A 3,454-nucleotide genomic window follows, 5' to 3' on the forward strand; every position below is an offset into this window, starting at 1 on the left:
GGGAGATCAGAAGGTGGAGAGCGACGACCGCGCGCTCCATCATCTGCAGAGCGTGATGACGACGAAGCTGCGCCGCGGCGAGCCGTTCCTCTTCACCTGGAGGGAGGAAGCCAGCATCGGCGGAGGTCGGAGCTCGGTCTGGATGCACCCCGGCTGCAACCTCGTCTTCAAGTACACCGGCGGCAAAGTCCCCGAGCTCAATCGGCACTGGATCGACGCGCTCGCGTTCACCGCGAATGCGCCGTCCGGACTTTAGCTGGTTCACGAACCCGAGAACGTGGGCGCAGAGCAGGGCCATGCCGTGGGCGTGAGTTGAGGATCGGATCCGAATGCCGTTCGATGCGACCCGCACTCGCCGAACGACCTGACCGTTGTCTTCCGCCGCCTGGCTGACACTCTGGATCCGGACTACGACGTCATCGACACCGTGGACCTCCCCGTCGAGGCCCCGACCCGCTTCACCCCTGAGGTCGACGCCGGCATCGTCCTCGCCGACGCCGAAGGGCGACTCCACGTGCTGGGCTCGACGAGTGAGCGCGCGAGCGATGTGGAGGAGGCGGAGCTCGGCATCCAGCAGGGCCCTTGCCTCGACAGCTTCCGGTCCGGGCGCGTGGTAGAGACACCCGATCTGCGGGCGAGCGCCGATCGCTGGCCCGAGTTCGCCCTTCTCGCGGTGCGACGCGGCCTTCGCGCCGGCTACGCGGTGCCGCTCTCGCTTCGCGATCAGCATCTCGGTGCGCTGAACCTCTTCTTCGACAGGGTCGGCATGCTCACCGACCAGGATGCGGCCGTCGCTCAGGCAGTCGGCGAGTTCGCCACGATCGGTCTAGTGCAGCATCGCACGCTCCGCGCACACGCCGACCGCACCGCGCAGCTTCGGCACGCCCTCGACAGCAGGATCGTGATCGAGCAGGCGAAGGGCGCGCTGTCGTTTCAGCGCAGCGTCTCCATCGATGATGCCTTCACCATCCTTCGACGACACGCGCGCTCTGTCGGTGTGCGCCTGCACGATGTCGCGCAGCAGATCGTCGACCGCCGACTCACCTTGTGAGCGAGTCCGTCACCGCCCTCCGCCTGCGCCCTCCGATTCCCCGCCTTCGGTGGGATCGATGATCTCCGCAGTCAGACAGACGCCGCCCGTGCTGCTGAGCGTCTGAGAGAGCTCCTCTATCCACCGACGGTTCAGCCTCGGCGCCTCCGTCTCGTCGAACACGAAGCGCAGCGGGATCGACGGATGCAGCCAGATGGTCGATCGACCGGGGGCCTCGCCGTCCTTGTGGATCCACGACAGGGTGAAGCTCTCGTTGCGGCGCAGCTTCGTCGTGACGACGATCTTGAGGTGAGCCAACGCCCGGTCCTCGATGAGGATCGGCGGCTGAGCGGCTCCGTAGAAGAGTCTTCCCATATATCAACGCTACGCGCGTGCGGCGCGAGATGGGAGGTGACTCTTGTCCGCTCGTCTGCCGTCAGATGCGCTGCACTGGCAGCTGCTCGTCGGCGAGCCCCGCGAGGAAGTCCGCCGACGGCGCGAAGAAGGTACAGCCGGTCGTCGCCGATGAGAAGTCCAGCAGCCGGTCGTACGCGCCGGGCGGGTCACCGATGAACATCTTCTCGAGCATCTTCTCGATGACCCACAGGTACCGGGAGTAGCCGATGAAGTAGGTGCCGAACGACGACGACCCCGGGCTCCCGAACGGCATGTTGTCGCGCAGGATGTCGTGCTCGACTCCGTCCACGACGATGGTGGCGAGGGTCTTGTGCGATTTCTGACCGACATCGGCATCGTCCAACTCGATGTTGTCCGCCTTCTTGCGACCGATGATGCTCTCCTGCTGCTCGGTCGTCAGCGTCTGCCACTGACCGAGGTCGTGCAGGTACTTCTGGATCACGACGTAGCTGCCCCCGACGTTGTCGCCGTCCTCCGCGCCCACGAGAGTCGAATCGGCCACGGCGTTCCCGACCGGATTCGCGGTGCCGTCGACGAAGCCGAGCAGGTCGCGGACGTCGAAGTAGCGGAACCCCGTGGTCTCGTCGATCACCGTCACGGCATCGCCGAGCGCACCGAGAAGCTGGCGCTCGAACTCGAACACGAGATCCCGACGGTTCGCGCGGATGTGGAACAGCAGGTCGCCGGGGGTGCTCGGCGCCGTGTGCACCGCGCCTCCGACCGTCACGAACGGGTGCAGCTCGGCCGGAGCATTCCGGGCCGTGAGCCTCGACCAGAGCGATGATGCGATGCCGACGGTGCACGACAGCTCGGCGTCGAGGTCGCGGAAGCCGACGTTCTTGACGATGTCGTCGATGCCGCTGATGACGTCTCGCGCCGTACCGGCCGCGTCCGTGCCGGGGCCGACCTCAAGTACCAGGAAGGTCGCGCTGGAGGTCAGAGGCGCGTCGACTTTCTGCGACTCGATGGGGACGCGGCGGGAGGGAGAGCTGCTCACGTTCTCGAACCTAGAGGATGACAGCGAGCCGCGCTTCGACGACTGTCGGAGGAAAAGACCGGTCGCACCGGGCACCCTTGAGCACGACGAGGAAACCGGACATCATGACCTCGACAGCACACCGACGACAGGAGGATCGCTCATGAGCGACGCCAGCGACTTCATCCGTGCGGACGTCTCCCCATCCGGACCCGGGTGCGCGGACTGCGAGAAGATCGGCTCCTGGTGGCTGCATCTGCGTCGGTGCGCCTTCTGCGGACACATCGGATGCTGCGATGACTCCTTGCACAAGCATGGGACCACGCACGCGCACACGAGCGGCCATCGAGTCATCCAGAGCTTCGAGCCCGGCGAGGACTGGTTCTGGGACTTCGGCACCGAGACCGCCTTCGACGGTCCCGCTCTGGCTCCCCCGCGGAGCCACCCGCTGACACAGACCACCCCCGGACCCGCTGAGCGGGTGCCGGCGGACTGGGAAGAGCAGCTCGCCGGGAACGCATGATCGCGCCCGCAGACGACAAGCAGCCTCTCCGCGTCGTCGCGGATGCCGATGGCCCGGATGCCTACGCCCTGCGCGACTATCTGACCCGCAGCGAGGTCCCGTTCCTCTCGATCGTGGTGCCGCCGGGATCCGCGTCTGCGGCAGGCGTCGACCTCGTCGGCAGGGCTCTGCCTCTCGTGATCCTGTCAGACGGCGCCATCCTCGAGGACCCGACCCCTGAGCAGGTCGCGGCGGCGCTGGGCTGGGTCAATCCGCCGTCCCGGTCGACGTACGACCTGATCATCCACGGTGCAGGTCCTGCCGGACTCTCGGCCGCGGTCTACGCGGCGTCGGAGGGTCTCTCCGTCGCGGTCGTCGAACGCGACGCCGTGGGCGGACAGGCGGGCTTCAGCAGCCTGATCGAGAACTATCTCGGCTTTCCCGGCGGAATCTCCGGGGCAGAGCTCGCCGAACGTGCACGCCGGCAGGCGGTCTCGTTCGGTGCCGACCTCGTGCTCATGCGTCACGG

General features: G+C 66.9%; 6 protein-coding genes. 4 read left to right on the top strand and 2 right to left on the bottom strand.

Annotated features, from left to right (window positions below; genetic code table 11):
- On the top strand, positions 1–256 hold a 256-nt coding region (locus J7E68_RS19175), incomplete at its 5' end, for an ATP-dependent DNA ligase (protein ID WP_215175131.1).
- 171 nt (positions 257–427) lie between these two features.
- A complete protein-coding gene (locus J7E68_RS19180) occupies positions 428–1,051 on the top strand; it encodes a GAF and ANTAR domain-containing protein (protein ID WP_215175132.1) in 624 nt (207 codons plus the stop codon).
- A 9-nt stretch (positions 1,052–1,060) separates the two neighbouring features.
- On the opposite strand, the gene J7E68_RS19185 is transcribed toward J7E68_RS19180, so the two are convergent.
- Both J7E68_RS19185 and J7E68_RS19190 read right to left on the bottom strand, forming a co-directional pair.
- Positions 1,061–1,405 carry a hypothetical protein gene (locus J7E68_RS19185; protein WP_215175133.1) on the bottom strand — a complete coding sequence of 115 codons (345 nt, stop codon included), beginning with the start codon at positions 1,403–1,405 and terminating at the stop codon, positions 1,061–1,063.
- A gap of 61 nt (positions 1,406–1,466) precedes the next feature.
- On the bottom strand, positions 1,467–2,444 hold the full coding sequence (locus J7E68_RS19190) for a Dyp-type peroxidase (RefSeq protein ID WP_215175134.1): 978 nt from the start codon (positions 2,442–2,444) through the stop codon (positions 1,467–1,469).
- 142 nt (positions 2,445–2,586) lie between these two features.
- Here J7E68_RS19190 and J7E68_RS19195 point away from each other — a divergent pair, with 142 nt between their 5' ends.
- A complete protein-coding gene (locus tag J7E68_RS19195) occupies positions 2,587–2,946 on the top strand; it encodes a UBP-type zinc finger domain-containing protein (RefSeq protein WP_215175135.1) in 360 nt (119 codons plus the stop codon).
- A partial coding sequence (locus J7E68_RS19200) for an NAD(P)/FAD-dependent oxidoreductase (protein WP_215175136.1) occupies positions 2,943–3,454 on the top strand: 512 nt, incomplete at its 3' end. The genes J7E68_RS19195 and J7E68_RS19200, both read left to right, overlap by 4 nt.

It is taken from the genome of Microbacterium sp. ISL-103 (genome assembly GCF_018613995.1).
In the GTDB taxonomy this organism is placed as follows: Bacteria; Actinomycetota; Actinomycetes; order Actinomycetales; family Microbacteriaceae; genus Microbacterium.